Here is a 15395-nt window from a genome sequence, read left to right as displayed (position 1 = left end):
GTGAGCCTTCGTTACCATGATGGCCCGGCTTCGGGCAATCGCAAAGCGGTCGGAATCCCGAGCCCGGCTTGATGCTGGCGCTGCAACTGCGTATTTCTGAACCGGTACGCGAATCGGTGCAACCTATTCTGGAGACGAGCCTTGTCCGCACTGAACCGCTTTCTCGGCGATACGCCGCTCCGGGTGCTCCTGAAGCTGCTGGTCGTGTCGTTCCTCGTCGGCCTCGTCATGAACGCCTTCGGCTGGTCGCCAATGGACGTGCTCTACGGCATCCAGAAGTTCTTCGTCGATCTGTGGAACCTGGGTTTCCGCGCCGTCGACCGTTTCCTCGGCTATATCCTGCTGGGCGCGGCGATCGTCGTGCCGGCCTTCATCCTGCTCAGGATCGCCAACTATAAGAAATAGAGCATGATCCCGAACCGAAGGTCCGCGTCAGCGAAAAGTGGAAACCGGTTTTTGCTTCGCTGACCTGCGGTTCGGAAAGGATCATGCTCAAACGATAAGACCGTCAGGCGTAGCGCGAAGCCACCTCGAACAGGATGGCATGGCGCGCGGCAAGTGCGGCCACATCCGTCGCATAGCCACCGCCGATGACGCCGCACACGGGGGCATCGAGCGCGCGGAAATGGCGGATCACCGTGTCGTCGCGGGCGCGCAGTCCCTCGTTCGACAGCGACAGCCTGCCCAGCCGGTCCTCGGCATGGACATCGACCCCGGCATTGTAGAAGACGATGTCCCAGCGCGCCCTGGCGGACAATTTCGGCAGGAGGCCACTGAGCCTCTCGAGGTAGGCCGCGTCGCCGGTGCCGTCGGGCAGCGCGATATCGAGATCGGAGGCGATCTTGCGCACCGGATAGTTGCGCTCGCCATGCATGGAAAAGGTGAACGCGCGCGGCTCGTCGCCCAGAATGTCCGCCGTGCCGTCGCCTTGATGCACGTCGAGATCGACGATCAGGATGTTTTGGACGGCACCTTCGGCAAGCAGCACCAGCGAGGCGACGGCGACATCGTTGAAGGTGCAGAAGCCGGCGCCTTGCGCGCGCCGGGCGTGATGGCTGCCGCCGGCGGTGTTGCAGGCGATGCCGTTCAGCAACGCCAGCCGTGCCGCCAGCACCGTGCCACCGGTTGCGAGCTGTGCTCTCAGCGAAACGCGCGGTCCGACCGGAAAGCCGATCTCTCGCTCGACTTTTGCGGGCACTTCGCAGGCAATCACCTGGTCGACATAGAAGGCCGCATGGGCAAGCTTCAACCATGACGCCGGCGCCGGTTCGGGCATGTTGAGTGCGTCGCTCCCGGCCAGTCCGCGCGCGCTCAGCGCTTCCATGAGCAGTGGGTATTTGCTCATCGGGAAGCGATGATTGACGGCAAAGCCGGCGTCGTAGTCGGGATGATGAACGATCTGCAGGGGCATGAGGCGGTTTACGGCTGGTGCGCCAGAAGCGGGTTTCGGTTGACCATGACGGGATGGACGGTTGCGCGGGGGAACGAAACTGGGGCACATCGGCGGGTCGATCAAGATGCTCCCGCAGGAAAGAGGCTCCTTGGATCAGGCGCCATCAACGGTCAATGCCCGGCCTTTCATCGTTACCAACCGCTCGGTGCTCGCCATAGCGGTGCCGATGACGCTTGCCTATCTGACGACGCCGCTGCTCGGCATCGTCGACACGGCGGTGGTCGGGCAGTTGGGCGACGCGGCCCTTCTCGGCGGCCTGGCGGCGGGCGCGCTTGTTTTCGACGTCGTCTTCACGTCCTTCAATTTCCTGCGCTCCGGCACCACCGGCCTAGTCGCCCAGGCTTTCGGGCGCGGCGACGAACTGGAGGAACAGGCGGTGTTCTGGCGCGCCGTGCTGATCGCGGTTGTCGCCGGCATCGTGGCTGCGGCGCTCGCGCCATTGGTCGCCATCGCCGGTCAATGGTTCATGGGCGCCGAACCGCGCGTCAGCGAGGCGATGGGCGTCTATATCTGCATCAGATTGCTCGCCGCACCGTTCTCGCTGATCAACTACGCCATCCTCGGCTATGTGCTGGGGCGCGGCGAGGGCGGGCTGGGGCTGATGCTGCAACTGGTGCTGAACGGCATCAACATCGCGCTCTGCATCCTGCTGGGGCTGAAGCTCGGCTGGGGCGTTGCCGGCGTCGCCTGGGCGACCGTCACCGGCGAATTCGTCGCCATGCTGCTTGGCCTGGCGATCATCGGCCGTCGGTTCTGGGCGGCCCCCCGACTGCCGCGCCATCGCGTTCTCGACCTGCCGGCCTTCCTGCGCATGCTGTCGCTCAACCGCGACATCATGATCCGCTCGTTCTCGCTGCTCGCCGCCTTCGCGCTGTTCACCCGCCAGGGCGCACAGTTCGGCACGGTGATGCTGGCCGCCAACGCCGTGCTGATGAATCTTTTCCTCGTCGCCGGCTATTTCCTCGACGGTTTCGCGACTGCCGCCGAGCAACTCGCAGGACGGGCGGTCGGCGCGCGCGCCGCGACACAATTCCGGCAGGCGGTGCGGCTGACCCTGTTCTGGGGGCTCGGACTGGCGGGCGCCGCTACCTTGATCCTTTTGCTGGCTGGTGCCGATCTTGTCGCCCTGATCACGACATCTGAAGATGTTCGAGCCGTTGCCGACATCTATCTGCCCTGGGCCGCCTTCACCGCGCTGAGCGGCGTGCTGGCATTCCAGATGGACGGCGTCTTCATTGGTGCAACCTGGTCGCGCGACATGCGCAACATGATGCTGTTGTCGTTCCTGGTCTTCAGCGCCGCGCTGCTCACTTTGGCGCCGGCATTCGGCAATCACGGCCTGTGGGCGGCGCTGCATGTCTTCCTGCTGGTGCGCGGCTTCAGCCTGCTCGCCATTCTGCGGCTGCGGGTGCGCACAGCGTTTTAGGTGCTGTCATATTGGAATGAACAATCTTAGGGTCGAAAATATGCGGGAACTGGTTGGAAGAAGTGGCATCATTACCGATATCTCGGCATACGGCGCCTTTGCATTTGGATTTCTTTTTATAGCTGGCGTTGGCTACATCGTGCTTAAGGACCTCTCTCTCATGAGAGACAGGCAAGGTCGATACCTCAATTATTTCTTCATTCACCGTAGGAAAGAGGGGTGGGTATTGCTTTCTCTGTGGTTTGCGTCCGCTATCTTATTGGCTACAGGGGCCATACTGGCAAAGCTTTAGTCGACGATCCGCGCGGCTCGAACCTGGACGAAATTTCAACCTGGGATATCACGCTTCTGGCGCAGTTTAGAGTTGCTTCGACGCCCAGAAGTCGAGCCGGTTGTCACGTAGATCGCGGATGGATTTGAGCCGCTCTTTTTCCACGAAACGGATCATTCCGGAAAGAATGCGTCCTGGCAGCGAAGGCCCGGCATAGATCATGCCGGTGTAGATCTGCACGAGATCGGCGCCGGCGCGGATCTTTTCCAGCGCCGTCTGGGCGGAATCGACGCCGCCGACGCCGATGATGGCGCGGTCCGGGCCAAGCAGTTTGCGTATCCTCGCCAGCACGATGGTCGAGCGCTCGAACAAGGGCTTCCCTGAGAGCCCGCCGGTCTCGCCGGCGACAGCGGCGCTATGCAGGCTCAGTCGCGAAATGGTGGTGTTGGAGACGATGACGCCGTCTATCTGCTTCTCGGTGACTTCGGCGGCGATATCCTCCAGCTCGGCCTCGACCAGATCCGGCGCGATCTTCAGGAAGATCGGCGGTTTCACTGATGCCGCCGCTCGCGCGGCCATGACACGGGTAAGCAGCTCGCCGAGCTGCTCGCGCGCCTGCATGGTGCGCAGGCCCGGCGTGTTGGGCGAGGAGATGTTGACCGTCAGATAGCTGGCGTAAGGCGCAAACCTGGTGACGCCGCGTTCATAGTCACCGATGCGGTCGGCGCTGTCCTTGTTGGCGCCGATGTTGACGCCGACGATGCCGGCGCGGCCCCTGCGGGCGGCAAGGCGTCGCTCGGCCGCGTCGTGACCCTCATTGTTGAAGCCCAGCCGGTTGATCACCGCTTCGTCCGCTGTCAGCCGGAAAATGCGCGGCTTCGGATTGCCGGCCTGAGACAGCGGCGTGACCGTGCCGACCTCGGCGAAGCCGAAGCCGAGGCCGAGCAGCGCGTCCGGCACCTCGGCGTTCTTGTCATAGCCGGCGGCCATGCCGAGCGGGTTCGGGAAATCGATGCCGCAGAGGCTGACCTTCAGCCTTTCGTCGCGCACAGGGCGCCCGGCAATCGGCAGGCCGCATCTCAGCGCCGCGATTGAAAGGCCGTGCGCGGTTTCCGGGTCGAATCCGAACAGCAGCTTCTGGCCGACGCGGTCGAGCAGGCTCATTCGGCCTCCAGCGTCGGGAATTCGTGCAGGCCGTCCACGTCGAGCGGCAGGGGCCTCACCCAAAGCACGGCCTCGAGATCCAGTGGGGCGTAGAGATGCGGGAACAGAGCGCCGCCGCGCGAGACCTCATATCTTAGCGCTTCACCCAGGCGCGTGCCGTCGATGGCGATCAGCAACAGCCCCGCCTGGCCGGCAAAATGCTTTGCTGCCGTTTCCCTGGCCTGCCCGGCGGTGGAAAAATGGATGAAGCCATCGGCGAGATCGATCGGCGCGCCGGTGAAGCTTCCGTTTCTTTCGGCCTCGCGCCAAAGCGCTTCAGGGGCTATCTTGTAGATAATCTGAGACATGGTTGCGCTATAGTCTGAACAGACCAGGCGGGGAAGGGCGCTTCTTCCCCATTTCCGGCGCAAACATGTGATAGATTGCACCTATTGGCCCATGGAGGACAACATGCGTCTGCAGCACGTCTTGATCCCGGCAGCACTCGTTTCGCTCGTCGCGGCATCGGCCTTTTCCGAGGAAACCGATCGCTACAAGCTGGAAAAGTCGGCCAATGGCTATGTCCGCATGGACACCCAGACCGGCGCGATGTCGATCTGCGAGGAACGTTCCGGCCAGCTCGTCTGCAAGGTGGCCGCCGACGAACGCGCCGCCTTCCAGGACGAGATCGACCGGCTGCAAGGCTCGGTGAAAGCGCTGGACGGGCGCGTCGTCAAGCTCGAAAACTCGCTGTCCGCCCGTCTGGAATCGTCCTTGCCGAGTGAGGAGGATTTCAACAAGACGATGAGCTACATGGAGCGCTTCCTGCGCGGCTTCATGGACATCGTCAAGGATATGGACAAGGACAATGGCGGCGACGGCGCCAAGCTCAATTCGCAAAAGACCTGAGCGCAGTTAGGGCAAAATCGCCGAATGGCGATGGTCCTGGCCTGGGGAAAAATCCGCGCTTGGCCTTTGCCGCTTGAAAACAGCCGACATCACCGCATAATTGTTCGACTGGTCCCGAAAAACAGAAAATCATCGATGGGATTCGGGGAGGGACATTTGCCGTCGGGCTACACGTTCGTCATTGCCGACGATCATCCGCTGTTCCGCGGCGCCCTTCGGGAGGCGCTGGCCGGCATCGGCAATGTCGCCGTCATTCACGAGGCCGGCGATTTCGAAAGTGCTAAGGCGCTGGTCGTGGCCAATGAGGATGTCGATCTGGTGCTGCTCGACCTGTCGATGCCGGGCGCCAGCGGCCTTTCCGGTCTGATATCGCTGCGCGGCATCCATCCGGCGGTGCCGCTGGTTGTGGTGTCGGCGCATGATGACCCGGTGACGATCCGCCGCGCGCTCGATCTCGGCGCCTCGGGCTTCATCTCCAAATCGGCCAGCATGGAGGAGATCCGTAGTGCCGTGCAGTCGGTGCTGGCCGGCGATATCGCGGCTCCCGTCGGCATCGATCTCGGCGTCGAGCGCGATCCAGAGATCTCCGACCTGATCAAGCGGCTGCAGGCGCTGACGCCGCAGCAGACGCGCGTGCTCGGCATGCTGGCCGAAGGGCTGCTCAACAAGCAGATCGCTTACGAACTCGGCGTCTCCGAAGCGACGATCAAGGCGCATGTCTCGGCGATCCTGCAGAAGCTCGGCGTCGACAGCCGCACCCAGGCGGTGATCCAGCTCTCCAAGATCGGCAGCGACCCGCTGCAGGCCGCGGATTGACTGTTTGGGCTTTACTCCGCCGCTGACGCCAGCGGCCTGACCCTGGCCATCATCGAACGCAGCACCGCCGGTTTCAGCGGCTTGTTGACCACGGGCACGTCGAGCCTGGCGGCGGCCGTACGAACCTCGCTGGAGCGGTCGGCGGTGACCAGCACGGCAGGCATGTCCTCGCCATGGATCGCACGCAATCTCGCGATCACGTCGATGCCGGTCCTGCCGTCGAGATGGTAGTCGGCAAGCACGATGTCCGGCCTTCGCAGCCCCGGCCCCTCGAAATCCTCCGAGCCGGAAAAAAGATCGACGTCGCAGCCCCAGCCTTCGAGAAGCAGCCGCATGCCATCGAGGATGCGGGCGTCGTTGTCGATGCAGAATACATGGAGTCCGGCAAGGGAGGCGGCGGCGCGGACTGGCGCCTTGGCCTCGACGGCGCGGCGCGGCGCCTCGACCGCCGCGACCGGCAGGATGACGGAAAAGCGCGTGCCCTTGCCAGGATTCGAGAAGATCCGGATTTCGAGGCGCAGGACCCGGGCGATGCGGTCGACGATGGAGAGGCCCAGACCCAGGCCTTCTGCCTCGCGCGCGCCTTCGTCGAGCCGGGTGAATTCGTGAAAGACCGTGTTCAGCTTGTCGCCGGCGATGCCGATGCCGGTATCGATCACCTGAATCTCCGCCAGTTCACCGCGCCGCCTGACACCGACCAGGATGCGGCCATGGCGCGTATATTTGATGGCGTTGGACACCAGGTTCTGGATCAGGCGGCGCAACAGATTGCGGTCCGTCATCACGCTGAGCGACGACGGCATGATGGTCAGGCCGAGTTTCTTCTCGGCGGCCAGCGGCCGGAAGTCGTTGCCGATCTGCCTGAGCAAGCCATCCAGGCTGAAGGCGGTATCGTCCGGCTTCATCGCGCCGGCGTCGAGGCGGGAAATGTCAAGCACCGCGCCGAGAATGGTCTCGACCGATTCCAGCGAGGATTCGATGTTGACCGCGGCCTTGCCGGCGGGTCCCTTGCCGACCTTTTCGATCAGCGACGAGCAATAGAGCCGGGCGGCGTTCAGCGGCTGCAGGATGTCGTGGCCGGCGGCGGCAAGAAAGCGTGTCTTGCCGAGATTGGCCTCTTCGGCCAGCATCTGCGCCTGCGCCAGCTCCTCGTTGACGCGGGTCAGTTCGACGGTACGGTCCCTGACGCGCTGTTCCAGCGATTCATTGGCGCGCTTGAGCGCCAGGTCCTGCTCGACGCGTCCGGAGATGTCGGCATAGGTGGCGACGATGCCGCCATCCGGCATCGGGTTGGAGCGCAATTCGAGGATGCGGCCGCTTGTCTTCAGCTCCATCTGCCAGGGGCTGACGAAACTGGTCAGGCGGTTGAGCATCGCCACCCGCTGGTCCGCCGGAATGTCGCCGCGCTGGGCGAGGTGGTGCAATATGCGGTCGAGCGAGACACCGACCTGGCCCATCTCGTCGGGTAGGTCGAACAGCGCCCGGTACTGGCGATTCCAGCAGATCAGCCGAAAATCCCGATCGAAGACGGTGATGCCCTGTTCCATCTGGTCGAGTGCGATCTGCAACAGATCGCGGTTGTGTTGCAGCGCCTCGGTGGCGTCGTCGAGCAGGCGAAAGGCATCCTTGGATTCGCGGTCGTTGCGGCGCAAAAGCAGCGACAGGATCAGCCGCGCCGAAGACGAACCGACCGCGCTCGCCAACAGCTGCTCGGAAAAGCGGATGACGTCCATGCTCGCCTGCTCGTTGCCGTGCAGCGAGGTGCCGCTGCTCTTTTCGAACGACTGAAAGGAGCGTTCGGTGCGTTCGACACCGAGGTAGCGCGCGATGGTGTCCTTGAGGTCGTTGACGGTGACGGCGGTGCGGAAGCGGCGCAGGCTGGGCATCGGACCGGCGTCGCGCGGCACGAAGATCGCCGCCTGGATGCGCTCCAGCGGCACCGATGCGCGCGACAGCGAGCCGAGCACGAAGAACAGCGTGTTGATCGACAGGCTCCACAAGACGCCGTGGTTCAGCGGCTCGGCGACGGTGCCGAACAGCGCCTGCGGCCGCAACGCTTCGAAACCTAACAGGCCATGGACGACGATGCCGGTATCGGGTGCGGCCAGTGACGGCAGCAGCAGCGTATAGCTCCAGACGAGGATGCCGGCGACCATGCCGAGCGCGGCACCCCGGCCATTGGCGCCGCGCCAGACCAGCCCGCCGATAAGGGCCGGCGCGAACTGGGCAATGGCTGCAAACGACATCAGGCCGATGGAGGAGAGCCGCGCATTGTTGGTGCTCTCGCGGTAGTAAAGAAAGGCGATGAACAGCATGATGAAGATCGCCCCGCGCCGCACATTGAGGATGAGCGTCGACCAGTCCTCGTTCTGGGAGGTCGTGGTTTTGAGCAGGCGGCGCACGAACAGCGGGATGACGAGGTCGTTGGAGATCATGATCGACAGCGCGACGCTTTCGACGATCACCATTGCGGTCGCCGCCGACAGGCCGCCGATGAAGGCTGCCATGGCCAGCACATCATGGCCGCTGAGCAGCGGCAGCGACAAGACATAGAGATCGCTGCTGGTCTTGGTGCCGACCAGCGACAGGCCGGCCAGCGCGATCGGCAGCACGAACAGGTTGATCGCCACCAGATAGAGTGGAAACACCCATGTCGCGGTGCGCAGCTCGGCCTCGCTGCGGTTCTCGACGATGGTGACGTAGAACTGGCGCGGCAGCATGATGATGGCGAAGCCGCTGAGGCCCGTCAGCACCAGCCAGGTGGCGAGCGAGGTGTTGTAGCTCATCGCCTGACGCACTTGCTCATTCCGCGCGAGCTTGTCGATCATGTCGCCCGGGCCGCCGAAGATCAGGAAGGTCACCATCAGGCCGATCGCCAGGAAGGCGGCAAGCTTGACCACGGTTTCGACCGCGACCGCCAGCACCAGCCCGTCCTGATGCTCGGTGGCGTCGGCGTGGCGCGTGCCGAACAGCACCGCAAACAGCGCCAGCAGCATGGCGACGACCAGCGAGATGTCGCTGACGAAGGGATCGAAGGAGGGCGGCGAGCCGGTATAGTGCTCGACCATCAGGCTGACCGAGCCGGAAATCGCCTTCAACTGCAGTGCGATGTAGGGCACCGCGCCGATCGTTGCGATCAGCGTGGCGATCGCGGCGACCGCAAAGCTCTTGCCGTAGCGGGCGCCGAGGAAATCGGCAATCGAGGTGATCTTTTCGGTCTTGGCCAGCCTGACGATGCGTTGAAGCAGCGGAAAGCCGAACACGAAGACCAGCACCGGACCGATATAGATACCGAGGAATTCGAGGCCGCGTTCGGAGGAAAGGCCGACCGAGCCGAAGAACGTCCAGGAGGTGCAGTAGATCGCCAGGCTGAGCGCATAGATGAAGGGTCGGGCCTGGTCGGGCCTGGACGTCGTCGAGCGCCGGTCGCCGAGGCTGGCGATGGCGAAGAGCAACGTCACATAGGCGATCGCGATGATGACGATGAACCAGCCCTGCACGGCCTAGAAATCCTCCCTTGCCGGTTTTCCTCCGGCCTCTCGTGAGGCAATCACAGCTTGAGGGGCAAGTCCATCACGGCTTTCGGTGCATGATGGCTGCGGTGTCGGACGACGGTGACAGTGAAAACCACTGGGTTTTCCGCTTTTTGCGTCTGTTGCAACCGCAGGTTTTTGTTATGTTGCCTGCGGCCGGCGCCGAAGGATCGGGTGGAGGCGGCAGCACGGCCTGTGATGACATGGAGGGTCAAATGCTGAAAGAATTCCAGGAATTCATTTCCAAAGGTAACGTGATGGACCTGGCCGTCGGCGTCATCATCGGCGCTGCTTTCAGCAAGATCGTCGATTCTCTTGTCAACGACATCATCATGCCGATCGTAAGCGCGATTTTCGGCGGGCTGGACTTCAACAACTATTTCCTGCCCCTGTCGTTGGACAACAAGGCCACCTCGCTGGCCGCTGCCAAGGATCAGAGCGCTGTTTTTGCCTATGGCAGCTTCATCACCGTAGCGCTGAACTTCCTCATCCTCGCCTTCATCATCTTCCTGATGGTCAAGGCGGTGAACAATATGCGCAAGCGGCTGGAGCGTGAGAAGCCCGCTGCTCCGGCTGCTCCGCCGCCAGCCGATGTCGCGCTGCTCACCGAAATTCGCGATCTGCTGGCCAGGAAATAGCCCTGGCCAGATTTCTGGACCAAAACCCCGGCCGCCCACGGCCGGGGTTTTCTGTTTTCGCCTGCCCTAAAACAGGCTAGCTGTCGCGAAACCAAACGGACATTTGCATGACCCTGATCCAGAATTTGCGCGCCGAAGCCCGGGCCGCGCCCGAAAGCGGCATTGTCGCCGTCGTCAACCACGGCCGCCTGCGCGATGGCCTGATCCCGCTCTGGGCCGGCGAGGGAGACCTGCCGACGCCTGCCTTCATCAGCGATGCCGCCGCCCGGGGACTGGCCGGCGGCGAGACCTTCTATACCTGGCAGAAGGGCATTCCCGAGCTCAGGCAGGCGCTGGCCCGCTACTACGCCAGGCATTTCGGCAAGAGTTTCGCCGAGGAAGAATTCATCGTCACCGGCTCAGGCATGCACGCCATCCAGCTGGCGCTCGATGCGGTTGCCGGCAGTGGCGACGAGGTCGTCTACCTGTCGCCGGCCTGGCCGAATTTTGCCGCCGCCGCCGGTGTCGCGGGCGCCGTTCCTGTGCCGGTTGCGCTCGATCATTCCGGCAATGGCTGGTCCAGCGACGTCGACAAGATCGCGGCCGCCGTCACGCCCCGGACAAAGGCGCTGTTCGTCAACACGCCGTCCAACCCGACCGGCTGGACCGCCGATCATGAGACCCTGCGGGCGATCCTCGACCTCGCCCGCGCCAAAAACCTTTGGATCATCGCCGACGAGATCTATTCGTTGTTCCATTATGGTCATGGTCGTGGCCCGTCCTTCCTCGACATTGCGACGGGGGAGGACCGTATCCTGTTCGTCAACAGCTTCTCCAAGAACTGGGCGATGACCGGCTGGCGCGTCGGCTGGATCAAGACGCATCCCGCGCTGCAGCAGGTGTTCGAGAACTTGATCCAGTATTCGACGTCGGGCGTTGCCCAGTTCATGCAGCGCGGCGCCATTGCCGCGCTCGACGAGGGCGATGCCTTCATCGCCGAACAGGTGGAGCGGGCGCGGGCAGCGCGTGATTTGGTATGCGGCATTCTCGGTGCAACCGGCCGCGCCCGGTTCACCGTGCCGCAGGGCGCATTCTATCTGTTCTTCACCGTCGACGGCATCACGGATTCACGCACTGCTGCTGTCGACATCGTCGACAAGGCCAATGTCGGCCTGGCGCCCGGCACCGCCTTCGGCCCCGGTGGCGAAGCCTTCCTCAGGCTGTGCTTCCACCGCCGCCTCGATCAGCTCGAGGAAGCGGCGCACCGGCTGGCGAAATGGATGAAGACGGTTTGAGGCACCGGAGGCCGGAGACTGGCTTCACCCGCCTGACTTCGGCACCAGCAGCGGTATGATCCGGTCGCTCTTGGTCACGGATGGTCGGCCCGCCGAACCATAGGGGATGCCCACGGCGTCCCAGGTCTCGACCAAGGCGTCCTGAAGTTCCGCGATCAGCTGATCCGAATGGAACGGCGTCGGCGTGATGCGCAGCCGTTCGGTGCCACGCGGCACGGTCGGGTAGTTGATCGGCTGGATGTAGATGCCGTGGACGCCGAGCAGGCGGTCGCTGGCCATTTTGCAGAGCTCGGGATCGCCGACCAGCAGCGGCACGATATGGGTAGGGGAGTCCATCACCGGCAGGCCGGCCGCGGCAAGAACCTGCTTGGTCCGCGTTGCCTGGCGCGACTGCGCGTCGCGCTCGGCCTGCGAGCGCTTGAGGTGGCGGATCGAGGTGGTGGCGGCCGCGGCGATGGCCGGCGGCAGCGCCGTGGTGAAGATGAAGCCCGGCGCATAGGAGCGCACGGCATCGATCACCGCGCTTGTGCCGGTGATGTAGCCACCGAGCGTGCCGAACGCCTTGGCCAGCGTCCCCTCGATGATGTCGATGCGATCGGCCAGGCCTTCGCGCTCGGTGATGCCGCCGCCGCGCGGCCCATACATGCCGACGGCATGGACCTCGTCGATATAGGTCATGGCATTGTAGCGTTCTGCGAGATCGACGATCTGCTTGATCGGCGCGATGTCGCCATCCATCGAATAGACGCTTTCGAAGACGATCAGCTTGGCGCGTTCGCGGCCGGCCGCCTGCAGCAGGCTTTCCAGATGTGCGACATCGTTGTGGCGGAAGATCTTCTTCTCCGCGCCCGAGCGTCGCACGCCCTCGATCATGGAGGCGTGGTTCAGTTCGTCCGAGAGCACCAGGCAGTTGGGCAGGAGCTTTGCAATGGTCGAGATCGACGCTTCGTTGGAGACGAAGCCGGAGGTGAAGACCAGTGCGGCTTCCTTGTCGTGCAGGTCGGCCAGCTCCAATTCCAGTGCAACCAGCGGGTTGCTGGTGCCGGAAATGTTGCGGGTGCCGCCGGCGCCCGATCCCATCTTGCCGGCCGCCTGCTGGAACGCGGCGATGACATCGGGATGCTGGCCCATGCCGAGATAGTCATTGGAGCACCAGACGGTGATTTCCTCGGCGCGGCCGTTCGAGCGCCAGATGGCGCGCGGAAACTTGCCCGCGATGCGCTCGAGATCGGCGAAGACGCGGTAGCGACGCTCTGCATGGATCTGGTCGATCGCTTCCTCGAAGAACCGCTGGTAGTTCATGTCGGCTTCCCAATTTTGCGCGGGATCATAATCATTGCCCCATTGGTCGTCCACCGGGCCTGTTTGGTCAAAATGCCACGCCCCGGACTTATTCCTAACGGCCACGGATCGTGGCCTATTCCCTTGATGTGGATCAATTTTGTTTCGGTATCATGCCGCGGGCCGGAGCGACTGTTACCGATTTAACATTCAGGGTTTTAATGGCCATGCGGCAGGCTTTCCAGTAAGGCGCTTGTTGAGACAGTTTCCGATAAATCAGAAGGTGCGAGGATACGGATGACGGTTTTGGTGACGGGCGGTGCCGGCTATATCGGCAGCCACATGGTCTGGGAGTTGCTGGATGCCGGCGAAAGCGTCGTCGTTCTCGACCGGCTTTCGACCGGCTTCGAATGGGCAGTGGCGCCGGAAGCAAAGCTGGTCGTCGGTGATGTCGCGGACAAGGAACTGGTCGGTTCCATCATCCGCGACAATCACGTCGACGCGATCATCCATTTCGCCGGTTCGATCGTGGTTCCCGAATCGGTCGCCGACCCGCTTGGCTATTACGAGAACAACACCTGCAAGACCCGCACGCTGATCGAAACCGCGGTGCGCGAAGGCGTGCCCAATTTCATCTTTTCCTCGACCGCCGCCGTCTATGGCGGCGCCGGGCTGGAGCCGGTGCGCGAGGATGCGCGCCTAGCGCCGGAATCGCCCTACGGCCTGTCCAAGCTGATGAGCGAATGGATGCTGCGCGACGCGGCGATCGCCCACGGCTTGCACTACACGGCGCTACGCTACTTCAACGTCGCCGGCGCCGATCCCAGAGGGCGCACCGGCCAATCGACGCCGGGCGCCACGCATCTGATCAAGGTCGCCTGCGAGACGGCGCTCGGCAAGCGCCCCTTCATGCAGGTGTTCGGCACCGATTATCCGACGCCGGACGGCACTTGCATGCGCGACTATATCCATGTCAGCGATCTGGCGGCGGCGCATCGGCTGGCGCTCGAGCGGCTGCGCGCCGGCGGCACCAGCCTCGTCGCCAATTGCGGCTACAGCCACGGCTATTCGGTGCTTGAAGTCATCGACAGCGTGCGCCGCGTCTTCGGCCATGATTTCGACGTGCGGATGGGCGAACGCCGCCCGGGCGACGCCGCGGCGGTGGTCGCCAATTCGGAGCTGGCGCGCCGCGAACTCGGCTGGACGCCCCAGCGCGACGATCTCGACCTGATCGTCGCCGATGCGCTCGCCTGGGAACGCATCCTGACCGGCAAGAATTCGGCGCGGGCCTGACCCGCCGGTTCTTCGGCGGCGGGCTCGAAAGCCGGCCGTGGACGCGCTATGAATGGCCTCGCGGCGGAGCGTGGAGGCGTTGCACCGCGTCGTCGAGCCTTGGGGGATGGCATGAAGATCCTGGTGCTGGGGGCCGGCGTGGTCGGCACGGCGGCCGCCTATTATCTGGCCAGCGACGGCCACGAGGTGACGGTGATCGAGCGCCATCAGGCGGCAGCGCGCGGCACCAGCCAGTCGAATGCCGGTCTGGTATCACCCGGCGACGCCACGGCCTGGGCCTCGCCCGCCGCGCTGAAGACGTTCCTGCGCGCGCTCTACAACCATGATCTCGGCATCAAGGTGCGGCTGCGCTTCGATCCTTATTTTCTCGCCTGGAGCCTGCGCTTCCTCAGGCAGTGCACGCAGGCGCGGCTGCGCGCAAACAGCCAGGTCAAGCTGCGCCTGGCGCTCTATTCCCGCGATTGCATCAACGCCATCTCGGCCGAGACCGGCATCCACTATGACGAGCGCAAGAAGGGCATTCTCTATTTCTTCCGTTCGCAGCAGAGCCTCGATACCGGCACCGACAATTACCGTTATCTCGCCGAACATGGCCTGCCGATCGAGATCGTCGGCCGCGACCGGCTGGTCGAGCTCGAGCCGGGCCTTGCCGGCGCCAGGGACAAAATAGCCGGCGGCGTCTATTCGCCGATCGACCAGACCGGCGATTCCAGCCAGTTCACCCAGAACCTCGCCGCTCATGCCGCCGAAAAACTCGGCGTGAAATTTCTCTACGGCACGACGGTCGAAGGCCTCGACATCGACGGCGACCGGGTGCGCGCGGCCATCACGTCCGCGGGCCCTGTCACCTGCGATGCCGTGGTGATCTCGATGGGGCCGGAAAGTGGCCTGCTCGGCCGCCGCCACGGCATCGACCTGCCGGTCTATCCCGTCAAGGGCTACACCGCGACCATCCCGCTGGAGGATGAGAGCAAAGGGCCTACGATGGGCGGCGCCGACGAGGACCAGTTGATCGCCTATTCCAGGCTCGGCAATCGTCTGAGACTCGCTTCCACCGCCGAGTTCACCGGCTTCGACCGCACGCACAGACCGAGCGATTTCGCCGCCATGTTCAGGACCGGCAATGATCTGTTCCCCGGCGCCTTCGACGAGAAGAAGGCCGTACTCTGGGCTGGCCTGCGGCCGATGATGCCGAACTCCGTGCCGGTCATCGGCCAGGCGCGCTACAAGAACCTCTATCTCGACACCGGCCACGGCCATGTCGGCTGGACCATGGCCTGCGGTTCGGGAAAGTTCCTGGCCGATCTGGTCGCCGGCCGCAAGCCGGAGATCGACCCGCAAGGGCTGGTCTACAGGAA

The 15395-nt window shown here is 63.8% G+C and carries 13 protein-coding genes; 8 read left to right on the top strand and 5 right to left on the bottom strand.

Going from position 1 to position 15395, the window contains the following annotated elements:
* Positions 1-141 precede the first annotated feature (141 nt).
* On the top strand, positions 142-405 hold the full coding sequence (locus MESS4_RS22640; protein ID WP_006335992.1) for a DUF6460 domain-containing protein: 264 nt from the start codon (positions 142-144) through the stop codon (positions 403-405).
* 103 nt (positions 406-508) lie between these two features.
* On the opposite strand, the gene MESS4_RS22635 is transcribed toward MESS4_RS22640, so the two are convergent.
* The gene (locus tag MESS4_RS22635; protein ID WP_006335989.1) at positions 509-1411 is read right to left on the bottom strand and encodes a histone deacetylase; all 903 of its coding nucleotides are present in this window, start codon (positions 1409-1411) and stop codon (positions 509-511) included.
* A gap of 130 nt (positions 1412-1541) precedes the next feature.
* Here MESS4_RS22635 and MESS4_RS22630 point away from each other — a divergent pair, with 130 nt between their 5' ends.
* Entirely contained in the window at positions 1542-2879 is a 1338-nt protein-coding gene (locus tag MESS4_RS22630) for an MATE family efflux transporter (RefSeq protein ID WP_006335988.1), read from the top strand.
* Positions 2880-3237: 358 nt separating this feature from the next.
* Here MESS4_RS22630 and MESS4_RS22620 read toward each other — a convergent pair whose 3' ends face one another.
* On the bottom strand, positions 3238-4314 hold the full coding sequence (locus MESS4_RS22620) for a quinone-dependent dihydroorotate dehydrogenase (protein ID WP_006335982.1): 1077 nt from the start codon (positions 4312-4314) through the stop codon (positions 3238-3240).
* Positions 4311-4661, bottom strand: coding sequence for a DUF952 domain-containing protein (locus MESS4_RS22615; RefSeq protein ID WP_006335973.1), 351 nt, complete (start codon positions 4659-4661; stop codon positions 4311-4313). The genes MESS4_RS22620 and MESS4_RS22615 overlap by 4 nt, the downstream gene beginning before the upstream one ends.
* 103 nt (positions 4662-4764) lie before the next feature.
* Here MESS4_RS22615 and MESS4_RS22610 point away from each other — a divergent pair, with 103 nt between their 5' ends.
* Positions 4765-5202 (top strand): hypothetical protein, encoded by a 438-nt coding sequence (locus tag MESS4_RS22610; protein ID WP_006335972.1) that lies wholly within the window; start codon positions 4765-4767, stop codon positions 5200-5202.
* A 156-nt stretch (positions 5203-5358) separates the two neighbouring features.
* Positions 5359-6018 (top strand): response regulator transcription factor, encoded by a 660-nt coding sequence (locus MESS4_RS22605; protein ID WP_006335971.1) that lies wholly within the window; start codon positions 5359-5361, stop codon positions 6016-6018.
* An 11-nt stretch (positions 6019-6029) separates the two neighbouring features.
* Here MESS4_RS22605 and MESS4_RS22600 read toward each other — a convergent pair whose 3' ends face one another.
* Positions 6030-9518 carry a PAS domain-containing hybrid sensor histidine kinase/response regulator gene (locus MESS4_RS22600; protein ID WP_006335967.1) on the bottom strand — a complete coding sequence of 1163 codons (3489 nt, stop codon included), beginning with the start codon at positions 9516-9518 and terminating at the stop codon, positions 6030-6032.
* A 248-nt stretch (positions 9519-9766) separates the two neighbouring features.
* On the opposite strand from MESS4_RS22600, the gene mscL reads away from it, so the two are divergent.
* Together mscL and MESS4_RS22590 are read left to right on the top strand one after the other, a co-directional pair.
* Positions 9767-10189, top strand: coding sequence for a large conductance mechanosensitive channel protein MscL (gene mscL / locus MESS4_RS22595; RefSeq protein WP_006335966.1), 423 nt, complete (start codon positions 9767-9769; stop codon positions 10187-10189).
* A gap of 107 nt (positions 10190-10296) precedes the next feature.
* Positions 10297-11463: a pyridoxal phosphate-dependent aminotransferase gene (locus MESS4_RS22590; protein WP_006335965.1), complete on the top strand. Its 1167-nt coding sequence runs from the start codon at positions 10297-10299 to the stop codon at positions 11461-11463.
* Positions 11464-11487: 24 nt separating this feature from the next.
* On the opposite strand, the gene hemA is transcribed toward MESS4_RS22590, so the two are convergent.
* A complete protein-coding gene (hemA, locus tag MESS4_RS22585; RefSeq protein ID WP_006335964.1) occupies positions 11488-12765 on the bottom strand; it encodes a 5-aminolevulinate synthase in 1278 nt (425 codons plus the stop codon).
* 276 nt (positions 12766-13041) lie between these two features.
* Here hemA and galE point away from each other — a divergent pair, with 276 nt between their 5' ends.
* Together galE and MESS4_RS22575 are read left to right on the top strand one after the other, a co-directional pair.
* Positions 13042-14037 (top strand): UDP-glucose 4-epimerase GalE, encoded by a 996-nt coding sequence (gene galE / locus MESS4_RS22580; RefSeq protein WP_006335963.1) that lies wholly within the window; start codon positions 13042-13044, stop codon positions 14035-14037.
* A 111-nt stretch (positions 14038-14148) separates the two neighbouring features.
* Positions 14149-15395 (top strand): D-amino acid dehydrogenase (locus MESS4_RS22575; protein ID WP_036241906.1); only part of this gene is annotated, 1247 nt, incomplete at its 3' end.

This window comes from Mesorhizobium sp. STM 4661, from assembly GCF_000359125.1.
Classification (GTDB): domain Bacteria; phylum Pseudomonadota; class Alphaproteobacteria; order Rhizobiales; family Rhizobiaceae; genus Mesorhizobium.
This window is presented reverse-complemented; position numbering and strand designations above follow the sequence as displayed.

Bases quoted from the DNA above. Each gene is read 5' to 3' on its own strand.
- MESS4_RS22635 (WP_006335989.1), bottom strand. From the start codon at position 1,411: ATGCCCCTGCAGATCGTTCATCATCCCGACTACGACGCCGGCTTTGCC.
- MESS4_RS22620 (WP_006335982.1), bottom strand. From the start codon at position 4,314: ATGAGCCTGCTCGACCGCGTCGGCCAGAAGCTGCTGTTCGGATTCGAC.
- MESS4_RS22615 (WP_006335973.1), bottom strand. From the start codon at position 4,661: ATGTCTCAGATTATCTACAAGATAGCCCCTGAAGCGCTTTGGCGCGAG.
- MESS4_RS22610 (WP_006335972.1), top strand. From the start codon at position 4,765: ATGCGTCTGCAGCACGTCTTGATCCCGGCAGCACTCGTTTCGCTCGTC.
- mscL (WP_006335966.1), top strand. From the start codon at position 9,767: ATGCTGAAAGAATTCCAGGAATTCATTTCCAAAGGTAACGTGATGGAC.
- MESS4_RS22590 (WP_006335965.1), top strand. From the start codon at position 10,297: ATGACCCTGATCCAGAATTTGCGCGCCGAAGCCCGGGCCGCGCCCGAA.
- hemA (WP_006335964.1), bottom strand. From the start codon at position 12,765: ATGAACTACCAGCGGTTCTTCGAGGAAGCGATCGACCAGATCCATGCA.
- galE (WP_006335963.1), top strand. From the start codon at position 13,042: ATGACGGTTTTGGTGACGGGCGGTGCCGGCTATATCGGCAGCCACATG.